14 protein-coding genes are annotated in these 14,568 nt (G+C 74.2%); 8 read left to right on the forward strand and 6 right to left on the reverse strand.

Features of this window, described 5'->3' with window-relative positions:
• Positions 1-198: 198 nt before the first annotated feature.
• Positions 199-1,044 carry a ferritin-like domain-containing protein gene (locus ACWGKU_RS05365; protein ID WP_380545078.1) on the reverse strand — a complete coding sequence of 282 codons (846 nt, stop codon included), beginning with the start codon at positions 1,042-1,044 and terminating at the stop codon, positions 199-201.
• Positions 1,045-1,372: 328 nt separating this feature from the next.
• Here ACWGKU_RS05365 and ACWGKU_RS05370 point away from each other — a divergent pair, with 328 nt between their 5' ends.
• On the forward strand, positions 1,373-2,746 hold the full coding sequence (locus tag ACWGKU_RS05370; protein WP_401051805.1) for an FAD-binding oxidoreductase: 1,374 nt from the start codon (positions 1,373-1,375) through the stop codon (positions 2,744-2,746).
• A gap of 21 nt (positions 2,747-2,767) precedes the next feature.
• Here the strand turns inward: ACWGKU_RS05370 and ACWGKU_RS05375 are convergent, their stop codons facing one another.
• The 5 genes from ACWGKU_RS05375 to ACWGKU_RS05395 all read right to left on the reverse strand — a co-directional run bounded on the left by ACWGKU_RS05375 (position 2,768) and on the right by ACWGKU_RS05395 (position 8,254).
• Complete coding sequence (locus tag ACWGKU_RS05375) at positions 2,768-3,505, reverse strand: methyltransferase domain-containing protein (RefSeq protein ID WP_452177821.1); 738 nt, start codon at positions 3,503-3,505, stop codon at positions 2,768-2,770.
• 139 nt (positions 3,506-3,644) lie between these two features.
• Positions 3,645-4,850 carry an MFS transporter gene (locus ACWGKU_RS05380; RefSeq protein ID WP_401051810.1) on the reverse strand — a complete coding sequence of 402 codons (1,206 nt, stop codon included), beginning with the start codon at positions 4,848-4,850 and terminating at the stop codon, positions 3,645-3,647.
• Positions 4,847-5,116, reverse strand: a complete 270-nt coding sequence (locus ACWGKU_RS05385; RefSeq protein ID WP_452177822.1) for a hypothetical protein — start codon at positions 5,114-5,116, stop codon at positions 4,847-4,849. Before ACWGKU_RS05385 ends, ACWGKU_RS05380 begins: the two co-directional genes overlap by 4 nt.
• Positions 5,117-5,270: 154 nt before the next feature.
• Positions 5,271-6,722, reverse strand: coding sequence for a glutamate-cysteine ligase family protein (locus ACWGKU_RS05390; protein ID WP_452177823.1), 1,452 nt, complete (start codon positions 6,720-6,722; stop codon positions 5,271-5,273).
• The gene (locus ACWGKU_RS05395; protein WP_452177824.1) at positions 6,719-8,254 is read right to left on the reverse strand and encodes a flavin monoamine oxidase family protein; all 1,536 of its coding nucleotides are present in this window, start codon (positions 8,252-8,254) and stop codon (positions 6,719-6,721) included. The genes ACWGKU_RS05390 and ACWGKU_RS05395 overlap by 4 nt, the downstream gene beginning before the upstream one ends.
• A 282-nt stretch (positions 8,255-8,536) precedes the next feature.
• Here ACWGKU_RS05395 and eccB point away from each other — a divergent pair, with 282 nt between their 5' ends.
• The 7 genes from eccB to ACWGKU_RS05430 all read left to right on the forward strand — a co-directional run bounded on the left by eccB (position 8,537) and on the right by ACWGKU_RS05430 (position 14,508).
• On the forward strand, positions 8,537-10,078 hold the full coding sequence (eccB, locus tag ACWGKU_RS05400; protein WP_452177825.1) for a type VII secretion protein EccB: 1,542 nt from the start codon (positions 8,537-8,539) through the stop codon (positions 10,076-10,078).
• A 75-nt stretch (positions 10,079-10,153) separates the two neighbouring features.
• Positions 10,154-10,480: a hypothetical protein gene (locus ACWGKU_RS05405; RefSeq protein WP_359899443.1), complete on the forward strand. Its 327-nt coding sequence runs from the start codon at positions 10,154-10,156 to the stop codon at positions 10,478-10,480.
• A 32-nt stretch (positions 10,481-10,512) separates the two neighbouring features.
• Entirely contained in the window at positions 10,513-10,821 is a 309-nt protein-coding gene (locus ACWGKU_RS05410) for a WXG100 family type VII secretion target (RefSeq protein ID WP_401052727.1), read from the forward strand.
• 24 nt (positions 10,822-10,845) lie between these two features.
• On the forward strand, positions 10,846-11,214 hold the full coding sequence (locus ACWGKU_RS05415) for a hypothetical protein (RefSeq protein ID WP_401052724.1): 369 nt from the start codon (positions 10,846-10,848) through the stop codon (positions 11,212-11,214).
• A 92-nt stretch (positions 11,215-11,306) separates the two neighbouring features.
• Positions 11,307-13,625 carry a hypothetical protein gene (locus ACWGKU_RS05420; RefSeq protein ID WP_452177826.1) on the forward strand — a complete coding sequence of 773 codons (2,319 nt, stop codon included), beginning with the start codon at positions 11,307-11,309 and terminating at the stop codon, positions 13,623-13,625.
• Between the two features lie 141 nt (positions 13,626-13,766).
• Complete coding sequence (locus ACWGKU_RS05425) at positions 13,767-14,216, forward strand: YbaB/EbfC family nucleoid-associated protein (protein WP_359899436.1); 450 nt, start codon at positions 13,767-13,769, stop codon at positions 14,214-14,216.
• Positions 14,209-14,508 (forward strand): hypothetical protein, encoded by a 300-nt coding sequence (locus ACWGKU_RS05430; protein ID WP_359899434.1) that lies wholly within the window; start codon positions 14,209-14,211, stop codon positions 14,506-14,508. The genes ACWGKU_RS05425 and ACWGKU_RS05430 overlap by 8 nt, the downstream gene beginning before the upstream one ends.
• The last annotated feature ends 60 nt before the right edge of the window (positions 14,509-14,568 follow it).

Consider the following 14,568-nt stretch of genomic DNA (forward strand, 5'->3'; position numbering starts at 1 on the left):
CCCACCTATACCAAAACTTGCTTGGGGGCGGGCTCCTTCTTTTGTTTTAACCCCCCGGGGGGCGCGGCGGCCCCCCCCGGGGGGGGGCGCCCGCCTCGGTATGAACCAGTGTTCGTTACTTGCTCGCGCGACGTGTGCTCACGCTGTACTTGTTGGCCGCCTTGGTCTCAGCGCGGACGGCAACCTTCTTGATCTCCATCACACCTCCATGTGTTCTCGCGTGGATTTTCGGCGCCGGGACAGTTCTTGCCGGTCGTCCCGGACGTTCAGGAGTACCCGCATGCGGGTGGCGTGTCGCGCCCGTAGCCAGGCGGCGACCCGTGGTGCCGGAGTACCGGGCAGCAGCCGGTGCACCAGCGAGGCCAGCTTGTCCACGTCGTTGTGCTTCAGCACCACCTGTTCGGCGGCGAGCAGCAACTCGGCGGGCATGCGGCGCAGTCGATCCGCGCCGGGGCCGTGGGTGAGGTAGGCCATGCCGAGCGCGACGTGGCGGGACTCGTCGCGGCGCACCAGCCGGTACACCTCGCCCAGGCCCTCCTCGCGCAGGCCCTCGTCGAACCAGCGGAACTCGTCGGCGGCGAAGCCCTCGGCCAGGGTGTGGGCCAGGAAGCGGGCGGTGTAGTCGTCCAGGGACCACAGGTCGCGCGACAACTCCTCGACGGCGTCGCCCGGATCCTTGACCGACCCGGCGACGGCGTGCGCGTAGCGGTGGAAGACTGCCGAGTGCTTGGCCTCGTCGGCCACCGCGGTGGCCAGCACCAGCTTCATGTCGCCCTCGGGGCAGGCGTGCAGCAGGCCGGCCGCCACGTCCATGCCGACCTGTTCGGCGTAGGTGCTGCCGCTCGCGAGCAGCCAGGAGAGCTCGGAGGGCTGGGCGGTCGCGGTCCGGTCCCGCAGGGCCCGGTGGACCACCTCGGCCGGCTCCCAGTCGTGCGAGCGGGCGTCGCGGATGAAGCGGTCGTGCAGGCCGGGAACGCCGCGGGTGCGGTAGCGGGCCACGCCCGACGGACGCGGCCGGTCCGGAGCGCCTTCGGTCCCAGCCATCCCTCACCCCGTTGCCGTCGTGCCGACCGATGTCATGTGCAGGGAAGCAAAACACGGCGGGCCCCGTTGTTCGAGCGCTTTCGTCGCTCCGGCCCCGCAAATGCGCCAAGATCCCGGTCGGCTGCGGGACTTGAGCGCTCCGCCGGGCGGTCCGAGGCTGACCAGCGGCGATCGGGGCCGGCCGGGTCGCCGGCGTGACCCGTCCGGGAGGGTTCGGCCCGGAACGGAGGATGGCCGAAATCTGATGGATCATCAAATCTTCACGCACACAGTGTCGACGGGCCACCTATCGTGTGTACGCCATGCATCGATCACGGGGGGTGCCGCCATGCCGGAGGACGACGTTCTGCCACGGGCGACACCGCCCGGGCACTGGCTGAGCCCCGGCGACGCCGGGTACGACGAGGCGCGCGCGGTGTGGAACGGGATGCACGACCGCCGCCCCGCCCGCATCGCCCGCTGCCGCACCGCGGCGGACGTGAGCGAGGCGCTGCGCCACGCGGCGGCCCACGGCCTCGACGTCACCGTCCGCGGCGGCGGCCACAACGTCGGCGGCAGCGCCGTCGCCGACGGCGCGCTGATGATCGACCTGTCGCCGATGCGCGCCGTCACCGTCGACCCGGGGGCCCGCACCGCCGAGGCCCAGGGCGGCTGCCTGCTCGGCGACCTCGACCGGGCCACCGCCCCGTACGAACTGGCCTGCCCCGCCGGCGTCATCTCCCACACCGGCCTGGGCGGACTGGCCCTCGGCGGCGGATACGGCTGGCTCGCCCGCCGCTGGGGCCTGACCTGCGACCACATCCTCGCCGCCGAGGTCGTCCTCGCCGACGGCTCGGTGGTCGAGGCCACCGAGGAGAGCCACCCCGAACTGCTCTGGGCGCTGCGCGGCGGCGGCGGGAACTTCGGCGTGGTCACCCGCTTCACGCTGCGGCTGCGCCCGGTCGGACCGGCGCTCTTCAGCATGGGCGTCCACGCGCTGGACGACGTCCCCGAGGCCCTGGCCGCCTACCGGGCGTACACCGCGCGGCAGCCGGCCGGCCTGCACGTCGTCGGCGGGCTGAAGCGCGCGGGCGAGCAGGAGTGGATACCGGAGCACCTGCGGGGGCGGCACGCGCTGCTGCTCCTGGCGGTGTGGACCGGGGACCCGGAGGAGGGCCGGGCGCGGACCGAGGCGCTCTACCGGGAGGTCGGGCCCGCGGCCCGCGTCAGCATCCCCATGACCTACCCGCAGCTGCAGGCGCTCGGCGACAGCAGCGAGCCCAAGGGCGACCGCTACTTCGTCAAGTCCCGCTACCTCCAGGATCTTTCGCCCGAGGCCGTGGCCCGGCTGGTCGAGGCGACCAGGGCCAACCCGTCCCTGCTCTGCTCGATCGACTTCGAGTTCCTGCGCGGCGCCATCGCGGACGTCCCCGAGGAGGACTCCGCCTTCCCCGGCCGCGCCGCGCCCTACCAGGTGACGGCGGAGGCGCACTGGACCGACCCGGCGCGGGACGCGGAGCACATCGCCTGGTCGCGGGCGACGGTGGAGGGCCTGGAGGCCTTCGGCACCGGCGGGGCGTACGCCAACTACGTCCAGGGCGAGGGCGACCGGAAGGCACGGGAGATCTACGGCCCGGAGCGCTACGCCCGGCTCGCGGCCGTGAAGAAGGCCTACGACCCGGCGAACGTCCTGCGCGGCAACCTGAACATCCGGCCCGAGTAGGGCCGGTCGGCCGCGCCGGGCTCAGAGCGGCGCGGACCCGCGCGGCCCGGCGACCAGCCAGTGCGCGGGCAGCTCGATCCGGGCGCCGTCGGGGGTGGACTCGGTGGTGGCCAGCGGCAGTTCACCGGTGGCGAGGACGTCGAGTCCGGCCGCGCGGAACAGCTCGGGGAAGACCGCGTCGGCGACCTCGGCCGGGGCGAGCCCGTGGGCGAACACGGGGCGCAGCTTCGGGGGCGGGCCGGACGGGCCGCGGACCAGCGCCTCCAGCACGCCCTTGGCCGCCTCGGCGAGCTCGAACACGAAGGCCCGGCCGCGGGCCCCGAGCAGGATGCGAATGCCTTCGGCCACGCGTTGGCGGTCGGCCGGCTCGCTCTGGTGGATCACCCCGCGCACGTACACGTTGGCGTCGCCGAGGCGCCGGTGGAGCGCCCGGACGGCCTCGGCGTCGGTGGCGTCCAACCGGGTGAACTCGGCCCGCCCGGCGGGGTCGCCGCGCCGGGCGCGGTCCACCGCGGCGGCGGACAGGTCGACCCCGAGGGCGAGCGGGACGTGCTCGGCGAGGAAGCGGGTCTGGGTGCCGTTGCCGCAGCCCAGGTCGACGACGGGCAGTGCGGGGTCGGCCAGGTGGGGGCGGAACAGTGTGAGGTGGCGTTCGGCACCGAGGGCCGGTTCGGCGTCCCAGATCACCGCGCCCGGTTCCCCGGGCGCATCGCGCCAGAAGGCCTCCCAGGCGTCCAGGTAGCGGCTCGTCACGCTCATGGCGGGGACCTCCGGGTGTCACGCAAGGTATCTGGCTCGTGTCTATCGGCACCCGGCCCGCGCGGCAAGCGGGTGCGGGCGGCACCCGGCGGGCGTGCGCGGGCGGCGCGCGACGGGCGTGTACGGGGGCGCGCGGGGGTCAGCTCCCGACGCGGCGCGCCTGGCGCAGCAGGTAGACGCCGGAGGCGGCGGCGAGCACGGCCATGCAGGCGGCGAAGACCAGACCCGCCTGGGCCAGGCCGAGCGGTCCGGTGAGCAGGCCCACCCCGATCACCGGGACCGAGATGCCGAAGTAGGCGACCACGAACAGCGCCGACAGGGCGCCGCCGCGGTGCTCGGCGGGAGCGGCCGCGGCCACCTCGCCCACCGCCCCGCGCAGGCCCATGCCCTGCCCGGCGCCGCCCACCAGGGCGCTGAGCACCAGCGGGAGCAGGGTCTCCCGGGCGAGCGAGGCGGCCAGCAGGGCCATCCCGGCGATCAGCACCAGGCAGCCCAGCGGGATCGCCCGGGCGGTGCCGAGCCGGGGCACCAGGAGCTGGCCGAGGGTGGAGGCGAAGAAGGCCGTGAAGACCACCAGGCCGATCACCGCGCGGTTGTGGACCCCCAGGTCGACGGCGAGGAAGGCGGGGCTGACCGAGGTGAACAGGCCCAGCAGGGAGAAGCCGGCGAAGGCGGCGACCGCGGCCGGCACGAACACCCGCCGGACCTCCGGCGGCAGGGACGGCCGGTCGGGCCGGGCCGTGCGCAGCGGGCGGGCCCCGGGGACCGTCTCGGGCAGCAGCCAGGTGAGCGCGAACGAGACGGCCAGCAGCCCCAGGTGCACGACGAACGGCAGGACCAGGGGGTTGGGTGCGTACTGCGAGAGCACGCCCGACAGCAGTGGCCCGCAGCCGAGCCCGCCCATGTTGGCGGCGGTCGCGACGAAGCCCGCGCGGGCCCGGTGCCCGGGCGGGGCGAGTTCCAGCACGTACGCCGTCCCGGTGCCGGTGAACAGGCCGGCCGAGAACCCGGACAGCAGGCGGCCCAGGCAGAGCAGGGCGACGCTGTCCGCGGTGAGGAAGACCACGGCGCTGGCCGCCGAGCAGACCAGCCCGCAGAGCAGCACGGGCCGGCGGCCGACGGAGTCCGAGACGTTGCCGATCAGCAGCAGGACGCCGATGACACCGAAGGCGTACACCGCGAACACGACCGTCACCGTCAGCTCGGAGAAGCCGAGCTTCTCCTGGTACAGCCCGTACAGCGGGGTGGGCAGGGTGGTGCCCGCCATGCAGACGGCGAAAGCGGCGGCGGCGACGAGGTACCCCACCCGGGCGACGCCGGGCCGGGCGGTCCGACGATCGGTCATTCGCCCACCATAGGCGCGCACCCCGGGTCGGGGCCGTGCCGTGCGGGGGAGCGCTGCGCCGAATGGCGGTCCGCGCCGGGCCGCCGCCGGGCGCGCGGGCCGGACGGGCGGCCGGCCGGGCGGGGCGTACCGATCGCGCCGAGCACGGTGTTGTCGAGCGGGCTGGCGGCCAGCCGGTCCAGCACCCGCGCGACGGCGGTGCGCAGGCCGTGGCCGTGGCGGGGCACGTCGGGGACGACGGAACGGAACCCAGCGAGGACGGACATGCGGCTCACCTCCGGGAGGACCTGCGGGTCGTGCAGGTGCGGTCCGTCCAGCTTCCGCCGGTTCGCGGCCGCCGCGGGCCGGATTGACGGGCTGCTGACACCGCGCTGACGAACTGCTGACGCGGAGGTGTCCGCCGCGGGGTCCGCCGGGGCGTCAGACCCGGTAGGCGGCGACGTAGCGGGCCGGGTCGCGGCGCAGGTCCCCGTGCCAGCGCTCGCGGCACTGCTCGGCGAAGGTCCGTCCGGTGGCGAGGATCTCCTCCAGCGGGTCCAGGTACCCGAGCACGTGCGGCGGTTCGAGGCCGGCCGCGATCCGGGCGGCGAGGCCGGCCCGGGCCAGCCGCAGCAGCTCGGCGGCCAGCGGGCGGACCGGGTCGCCGCCGAGGCGGGTGGCCAGGCCGAGGGCGGGCAGCTCGGCGAGCGCCGCCCGGTGGTCGTGCAGGGTGTAGCGGCCGAGCAGCTCCCAGGCGGCGGAGAGGGAGGCGGGGTGGTAGCTGAGCCCGGCCCAGAGCGCCGGGACGGCCGGGACGAACGGGTACGGCGGGCCGTCCGAGGCGCGCAGCTCCAGGGTGTCGCGGACCCTGGTGCTGGTCCAGAGCTGGTTGAGGTGGGCCCTCCAGTGGGCCGGGGTCGGCCGCGAGCCGTCCGGGTAGCCGTGCCGGAGCAGTTCGGCGAAGGTGCGCCCGGGGGGAGCCGGGTGGTAGCGGCCGTCCGGGGTGCGGTAGTGGATCAGCGGGATGTCGAGCGCCCAGTCGACGACGGACCCGACGGTGACGTCGGGGCGCAGCGCGGGCGGCAGCACTCCGCCCCGGCGGGGGTCCATCCGCAGCCAGGCCCAGCACCGGTGGGACAGCCGCTCGCTGGAGGAACTTCCCTCCTGTAGAGGCGAGTTGACGAGCAGGGCGGAGATCACCGGGGCGGCGGCGGTCTGCATCCGCAGCTTGCGGGTGAAGTCGGCGGGGGAGAGGTAGTCCAGGGTGACCTGGGTGGACAGCGACAGTGCCATCACGTACCGGGCGCGGCTGCCGGGCTCGCCGAGCCCGGTGAAGTAGTCCCGCATGATGGCGCCCCGGGTTATCGGCACCCACCGCATGTCGGCGAGCCGGTCGAAGGGCAGGTAGGCGCCGGGCAGCAGGGCGAGGCCGAACCGGCCGACCAGCTCGGCGAGTTGCTCCAGGGCGGCGCGCATGTCGTCCACCGCCCTGGCCACGGACGGGACGGGCGTCGAGGAGTACTCGATCTGGCCGCCGTGCTCCAGGGTGATCTGGCTGCCGTCCGGGAGCCGGACCCCGGTGAGCCGTCCGGCGTCCTCCTGCCGCTCGCCGCCCCACCTGGCCAGCACGGCCTCCAGGACGGCCAGCACGCCGCGGTCGCCGTCGTAGCGGGCGGCCAGTCCGGTGACCGGGTCGACCAGGCCGCACTCGACCTCGATGCCGATCAGTTCGCCGCGGCCGGGCCGGAACGGGGCCAGCAGTTCGGCCCGGCCGAGTGCCGGGCCAGGGCCCGCGGCGGGGTCCGCGGCGGGGCCCGGGTCCGTCGGGTTCGGGTCCGCGAGGTCCGGCGCCGGGGCGGGGTCCGGCGCCGGACGGGCCTCGTCCTCCGTCACACCGCCCCCACCCGGGTGACGACCCGGGGGTGCCCCGCCCGGTCGAGCAGCGCGCCCACCGCGCCGAGGGCGGACTGCGCCGCGCCCTGGCACCAGGCGTGGGCGCCGGACAGGTGCTCGCCGGCGAAGAAGATCCGCGGTTGCCCCGCCGGGTGCGCGGAGCCGAGCACGGACAGGTAGCGGGTGTGCTCGCCGGGCGTCAGGTGGGCGAAGGCGCCGCCGCCCATGCCGGTCTGCACGTCCCAGTTGCAGTGCACGATGTCGTCCACGTCCCCCGTGATGCCCGGGTGGAGCCGTTCCAGGCAGTCCAGCACCAGCGCGTCCCGGTCCGCCGGCTCCAGTGCGGCGAAGCGGCGGGCGTTGGCACCCCACAGGTACGCGCCGAGCAGGGCCGTCGGCTCGGCCGAGCGCAGCGGGTCGCGCACCGCCCAGCGGGGGCCGGAGCTGCCGTTGACCCCGTCCTTCTTCGCCCGCACCGCGTTGTCCGACGGGTACCAGCACTGCTGGATCGGCAGGTCCGTGAAGCTGCCGCCGCCGTGGATGCCGTCCTCCAGCTCCCAGCGGCGGCGGGTGAGGTGCAGGACGGTCTTGATGCTGCTCGCGTAGCTGATGCCGCGGATGGCGTGCCGCTGGGCGTGCGGCAGGCCCGGGGTGACGGTGATCCGGTCGAGCGCGGGCGCCGGGACGCAGCACACGACGTAGTCGACGTCCTCGTGCAGCCGGGCGCCGATCCGCCGGCCGTGCAGCCGGACGCCGTCCGTGGTCAGCGTCAGTTCGTCGACCTGGGTGGAGAGCCGCAGCGTGCCGGGGCGCAGCGAGCCGACGAAGGCGTGGATCAGCGCCTCCAGCCCGTCGACCAGCTCGACCTGCCCGCGGTGGAACAGGCCGAAGTAGTCGACCAGCACCTCCAGCAGCGAGGACTGCTCGTAGTGGGCGAGGCCGGTGGCGTGGCCGACCAGGTCCCAGGCGTCCTGCGACAGGTGCTCGTGGACGAACTGCCACAGCGACACCGAGGCCGCCCGCTCCAGCGCCGGGTCGTCCCAGTGGCCCTCCAGGGTGCGGCGCTGCTGCTCCACGGTCAGGGTGCGCCACACCGAACCGAGCAGGTGGTCCAGCACCGGGCCCGGGGGCTGCCGCTCGGCCGGGCGCAGCTCGTACGCGGGGAACAGCGTCGCGACGTCCTGCACCCGGGCCCGCCGGCCGCGCAGGTGGTAGTAGGCGTGCGGGTTGGCGTTGACGAAGGGGCGGGTCGCGAGCCGGAACCGGGAGACGTAGTGCAGCACGCAGTGGTGGTTGCCGGGGATGCGCATGGCGCCGAGGTCCACGTGGGTGCCGTCCCAGAAGCGGTGGGTGCGCACCCGCCCGCCCGGCCGGTTCGCCCGCTCGTACACGACGACGTCGAATCCGCGGCGCTGCAGCTCGTAGGCGCACACCAGCCCGGCGACGCCCGCCCCGACCACCGCCACCCGGCCCCGGGCGCCGGCCACCGGTTCCTCCAGCGAACGCGGGAAGGCAAAGCTCGTCTCGAACATCGGCACCGTACCCCTCTGAGGCGGGACCCCCGCCCCAGCCTCGGCCAGGCACCCCGGGCATGCCACTTCGCGGCGCCGATGCGAGTGACGGGTGGGGGCCGGCCCCGTCCTGGCGCGCCCGGCCCCGTCCCGGTGGGCCCGGGCGGCGACGTCCGGCCGCCGCGGGCCGGGCGGGGGCGGTGAACCCGGCCGGTGCGGGGGGCCGTAGGACCGTAGTGGGCGCGCGCAGCGGTGCGGCCGCGAAGCAGCGGGTGCGTCCGTGAGGAACCGGGGAGGAACTGGATGCAGTCCCGACGCGACCAGGTGCAGGCACACCTGTTCGTGATGAGCAGGCTGGCCTCGGGCATGCTGCGGGCGGAGCCCGACGCGCCGGACACCCCCACCGGGCGTACCACCCGGGGCACCATGACGGGCCTGGCGGTGGGGGTGCTGATCGGGCTGGGCGTCACGGTGTACGGGGTGATCCGGCCCGGTGGCGGTGACGGCTGGGCCAAGCCCGGCACGCTGGTGGTGGTCGAGGAGACCGGTGCCCGGTACCTGTCCATCGGCGGGCAGCTGCACCCGGTGCTGAACGACACCAGCGCCAGGCTGCTGGCCGGTGAGCAGATGACGGTGCGGCAGGTGAGCCGGGCGTCGATCGCGGACGCGCCGCGCGGCGCCCCGGTCGGGATCGTCGGCGCCCCGGACGGGCTGCCGCCGGCCGCCGACCTGGCGGGCGGCACCTGGCTGGTCTGCGCCACCGCCCAGCCCGGCCCGACCGGCACCCCGGTACCGAAGCTCGCCCTGCTGGTGGACCCGGCGGCCGAGGGGCGGGCGCTGGCGCCCGGCCAGGGTCTGCTGGTCGCCGCCCCGGACGGCTCGACGCATCTGCTCTGGCAGGGCCAGCGGCTGCGCGTCGACACCGCCAACCAGGCGCTCCAGGCGCTCGGCTACGGCGGTGCGACGCCGTTCCCGGTGCCGGCCGGGGTGCTGAACGCGCTGCCGGCCGGGCCCGACCTCGCGGCGCCCGCCGTCGCCCGGCGCGGCGAGGCGGGCCCGGCGCTGGGCGGGAAGCCGACCCGGATCGGCCAGCTCTTCGAGGCCCCCGGCGGCGCGCACTACCTGCTCACCAAGGACGGCCTCGCCCCGCTCACCCCGACCCTGTACGCCCTGCTGCTCGGTGACCCGCGCACCCAGAAGGAGGCGTACGGCAGCGCGGCCCCGGCGCCCGCGCCGATCGGCGCCCTGGACCTCGCCGGGCACACCGCGCCCGGCGGACCGCCGCCCCCGGGGCTCCCGGAGGCGCCGCCGACGCTGGTCGCCCCGCTGCACGGCGAGGGCGTCTGCGCGGACCTGCACACCGGCGCCGGCGCCCCGACCACCGCCGTCACCGTGCTGCCCGCCGGCCGGGCCTACGAGGGCCGCCCCCCGGCGGCCCCGGCCGGTCCGGCGAGCGGCACGGCGGGCGCGGCCTGCACCGTCGCCGATCGGATCGCCGTCCGGCCGGGGCGCGGCGCCCTGGTGCGCGCCCTGTCGGGCGCCGGCGCCGGTGGCACCGAGTACCTGGTCACCGAGGCCGGGGTGCGCTACCCGCTGCCCTCGGCGGCGGTCGTCAAACAGCTCGGTTACGGCGGCGCGACGCCGGTCGCCGTCCCGGCCGCGGTGGTGGCCCTGCTGCCGGCCGGCCCGGGCCTCGACCCGGCGGCCCTGGCGGACGCCGCGGCCTCGTCCGCGCCCACCGTCGCGGCGGTCACCGCAGGGGTTCCCGGAACCGCCGGCGTGCCCGTCGCGGGCGTTGCGCTCGACGCCGCCGGGCCCGCCGCCACGACGGCGACGTGCGGCTGAACCGCCGGTCGCGGCGGTCCCGTTGAGTCGATCAGAGCCGCGCGCGACCGGCGCGCGGAGAGAAAGGAGCACCTGGTGAGCACGCCGGCGAACTTGAACAAACAGGACGAGGCGATCCGCAAGGCGCTGTCCGACATCGAGCAGCAGATCGAGGGCATGATCACCGCCGGCCGCACGGTCGAGCGGATCAAGCAGGAACTGGCCAGCGGATACATCTCCGGGGCCAGCTCGACCTTCCAGCAGAAGGTCGAGGACTGGATGACCCGCTACCACACGGTCATCGGCGCGTTCGAGCGCTTCGCGGAGTCCACCAAGGTCGCCGACCAGGTCCTCAGCCACGCCGAGGAAGAGGCCCGGCTGCACGCCGCCGACGGCATCGTCGACGCGCTGAACGGCGCCTGACGGCGCGCCACGGAGAGGAAAGGAACGAGCTCATGTCGATGGACAACTTCGGGAGCATCCAGCTCCACCACGAGACCGTCGCCCAGGCGGCGAGCGAGCTGGGCCAGGCGGGCCAGCTGATGGACGACGCCCTGTGGGAGGTGGAGCGCAAGCTCAACTCCCTGACCGAGAGCGGAAACTTCCAGGGTGCCGCGGCCGACGCCTTCACGGAGTTCAAGCAGGCCGTGACGGCCAACGCCGGACAGATGAACCAGGACATCATCGCCGCCGGCGGGAAGCTCACCAACATGCACCACATCATGAACGAGGCCGACCAGAACGCGCGAAAGCAGTTCGGCTAGTCGAGAGGGCGGAGGCGGTCCCCCATGGGTGACAGCACGATCAAGGTCTCGACCAGCGGCCTCAAGGCGTTCGCCGGGAATCTGGAGACCTTCCGGATCGACCTCGGCACGGAGGCGACCACGGTGCAGAACTGTCCGCCCGTGCTGCCGGGCAACACCAGTGTGGTGGAGATCCAGACGCTGAAGACGGGCGTCGACGCCTTCATGGGCAGTGTGAAGGACGCACTGACCACGATCCAGACCGACGCCAAGCACACCAAGCTGGATCTGGAGATGGCCGGCGTCATGTTCGCGGACGGCGAGGACCACAGCCTGACGGAGGCGGAGACGATGGAGCTCTTCAAGGACGTCCTGGGCGGCGGCACTTCCAAGCCCCCGACCAGCACCGGCTGAGCCCCCCGGTCGTCGGGCGGATCGTCCGTCCGACGACCGGGCCGGCACCCGTTCCGTTCCCGCTCCGCCCCGTGTGCCTCCGGGAGGAAGTCATGGCAGAAACAGCACCGAAGCACTATCCGTGGGAAGACGGCCTGGCGGCGTTCGCGGCCTCGACCCAGAGCTCGATCACGAGCCGGGACGCCGTCATCGGCAAACCGTGGATCACCGGGATCCAGGTCAGCAGCACCCTCAAGTCGACGAACGACGCACTGAAGCCGTACGACAAGGACAAGGGCCAGGCCGGCTTCGACATGTGGGCCGAGTGGGTCTATCCGAAGGCCGACGGCGACGTCTACGAGAGGAGCACCATCGTCGGCGTCACGGTCGACTGGAACTTCTGGCAGCTCCAGCCGCCCGCCGGCGACACCGATACCCCGCTCGGGCACTTCGGGCACGCCGCGGACAACATCCTCGGCCCGCTGATCTGGGGCGGCGGCTTCAACGACCGCACCAATGCCGCGACGTTCGATCAGGCGGCGACGGTCATCTCGGCCGTCAACACCTGGGTCAAGGAACAGCAGGGGAAAGTCCAGGGCTGGGCCGACAGCGTCGAGGGCGCCGGCAGCGAGTTCCAGGGCAGCGCGGCGGGCCGGTTCAAGGAAGTCCTCATCGGGCTGCGGAACCAGCTCATCCAGGTGCACGTCGAGCTCGGCGACGACGCCGACGCCAAGGCGAAGTGCCTGCGCGAGACCGGGGAGGCGCTGCGCGCCGCGTACAAGGGGCTGTACAGCGGCTATGCCGCCTGGCGGGCGGTCCCGAAGGACCGACTCGAGGCGGGGACGAAGTGGGCCCTCAAGAACGACGACCTGGACGAGGACGGCAAGGGGGCGTCGTTCTCCTGGCCGTCCGAGTGCGTCCACTCGGCCTTCGGCGCGGCCACGGCCTACGTGACGCCGACGATGACCACGAACGGCGACGGAACGCGCACCTTCAAATTCACGGCCACCGGAGCGGCCCCGTCGCCGGACGACAAGGAAGCCCTGAAGGCGTGGATCGACGAGATCTCCAAGAAGATCTGGACCTCGTGGATCGAGATCGTCCTGGACAAGCAGGCGACCGAGGTGATGGCCACCTTCAAGACGGCGTACGCGCACGCCGCCGCCGTCCTCCAGAAGCTCGAACCCCCGCAGAAGTGGCTGCCGGCCGACAAGCCGCCGACCCAGGAGGGCCCCAAGCCGCCGCCCGGTACCGGCGGCGGCGGCGCGGGTGACGGCGGTGCGGGCGGCGGTGCGGGCGGTGGCGGCACCGGCGGGATCGGCGGGATCGGTGACAACAAGGACAAGAAGGGACCCGGGGGCGGCTCCGGCACGGGCAAGATCCCGCCTCCACCGCCCACGACGGTGCCCGGGAACCCCGGCGGCATCGGTGGCAACAAGGGCCCCGGTGGCGGCGGCCAGTCGACGCTGCTGGACGGAAAGGGAAAGCCGCTCCTCGGCAAGGACGGCAAGCCGATCACCGTGCCGCCCGGCAGCACCGTCAACGGCAAGGGCGAGGTGATCGGCCCGGACGGCAAGCCGGTGCTCGACAAGGACGGCAAGCCGATCATGGTTCCCCCGGGGACGACGGTCAGCAAGCCGACGACCGTGCCGGGCACCGACAACACGACCGGCGGGGGCGCGTTCAAGGTGCCGGTCGGTTCCAAGCGGAACGACGACGGCACCGTCACCGGCCCGGACGGCAACCTGCTGAAGGACGCCAACGGCAACACGGTCGTGCTCGGCAAGGACGACACGATCGACAAGGACGGCATCGTCCGGGGGTCGGACGGCAGGCCGGTCTCCCAGTTCGAGCAGCTGATGAACGACCAGGCGCACGCCATCATCGCCGGCCGCCCCGGCACCGGCGTCAGCTACCCCGGCGGGGGGATCTCCACCGGGGGCAACTGGACCGGGCTGCCGTCGTTCGGCGGGATCTCCACCGGGACGGGGACGGGTGGCATCACCACCTCGTTCAAGGGTGGCTCGGACCTGGCGGGCCAGTCGTTCGGCGGCTCGGGCGGCCGCGGTGGCATCGGCGGCATCGGTGCGTCCGGCCCGCCGACCATCGGCATCGGCGGCAGGACGGCGGCGATGCTCGACCCGGCCAAGGCCGCCGAACTCGCCGCCGAGGCGCAGGCCGGCCGCTCCGCCGCGGGACGGGCCGCGACTGCCGCCGCCGAGGAGTCCCAGCTGATGGGACGGGGCATCTCGACCACCGGCGGCGCCGGTGGCATGAGCGGCCCGATGATGCCGCCGATGGGTGCCGGTGCCGGCGCCGGGGCCGCCGGCGGCCAGGGCGACAAGGAGCGCCAGCGCACCACCTGGCTGTCCGAGGACGAGGAGGTCTGGGGCACCGACTCCGGTGCGGTGACGGGCGTCATCGGCCGCTGATCGGGGCGCTCTCGGCCGGAGTCGAACCGGGCGGGCGGGCGCAGCCGTAGAGAGGACCGTACGACCCCATGGACCGGTGCGTCCCGGGCCCGACACCTCCGGGCCCGGGACGCACCCTCGGGAAGAGAGGGAGGTGCGGGCGTGGAGTTCCCGTTCACCGCACAGATCGAGCAGGCGATGGCCGCGCTGGGGGAACAGCAGGCCAGGATGGCCGCGGCGGCCAAGGAGCTGGAAACGGCGACCGCCTCGGTGACCTCCAAGGACCGGCTGGTCACCGCCGTGGTCGGAGCGCAGGGACAGGTGGTGTCGCTGACGTTCCACACCACCGCCTACCGCTCGATGGCCCCGGGCGAGCTGTCCAAGGCCCTCATCGACGTGCTCAACACCGCGCGGGCCGACATGGGCGACCGGGTGGCCGAGACGATGAGCGGGTTCAGCGGCCTCGGCGAGACCCTGGCGGCCTCGATGACCGGCGGCACCGAACTGGACGACCTCTTCGCCCCGCTGCGGCAGATGCGGCCCGGGTTCGCCGACGCGGCGGCGGCCGAGGAGCGGCGCAAGCGCGACCGGCAGGAGGAGTTCCGTGGCTAAGCCGAGGCTGACCGCGCTGTCGGACCTGACCGACAAGTTCTCCAAGTACCCCGAACTGTCCGACCTCTTCCAGGAGTTCGAGGTCAAGACCGGGGAGATCAACGCGTACAACAAGAACTCGGCCGGCAACGACGAGATCGGCACGACGTACCACGACAACGTCGACGAGCCCACCACGTCGATCACGGCGCTGTTCAAGAAGGTGCGGAAGACGGTCGAGAGCGCCGGGAGGGGCGGGACGAACACCTCCAACATCCTCAACGACGCCGACCAGGACGCCAAGAACGCCTGACGCGGCCTCCGGCCCGCCGCCGTGCCCGGGCGCGGGCCCCACCGGTCCGTCGGACCTCCG

The organism is Kitasatospora sp. NPDC054768 (assembly GCF_053612025.1).